This window comes from Hungatella sp. SL.1.14, assembly GCF_024460495.1.
GTDB lineage: Bacteria > Bacillota > Clostridia > Lachnospirales > Lachnospiraceae > Hungatella > Hungatella hathewayi.
On the sequence record NZ_JANFYJ010000350.1, the window covers coordinates 1 to 300 of the forward strand.

Genomic DNA, 300 nt, shown 5'->3' on the forward strand with positions numbered 1-300 from the left:
TAGATGAAAAAACCGTTCTCTTCGACACGGTCGACCGGGCAATCACCGGGCAGTTTTTGGAAAATGTGGAATCCGTTCTGGCAGGAAGAACGCTGGACTATGTGATTGTCAATCACATGGAACCAGACCACTGCGCCACACTGGGTGAGCTGATCAGACGATACCCTGACATCTCCGAGGTCTGCAACGCGAAGACGATTCCGATCATCAAACAGTTCTATGAATTTGATATCGATACCAGAGCCGTGATCGTGAAAGAAAACGACACCTTCTGTTCCGGCAGACATACCTTCACCTTCC

At 49.3% G+C, this 300-nt stretch carries 1 protein-coding gene; it reads left to right on the plus strand.

The features are described 5' to 3' along the window. Positions 1–300 (plus strand): MBL fold metallo-hydrolase (locus tag NE473_RS31310; RefSeq protein WP_256265659.1); only part of this gene is annotated, 300 nt, incomplete at both ends.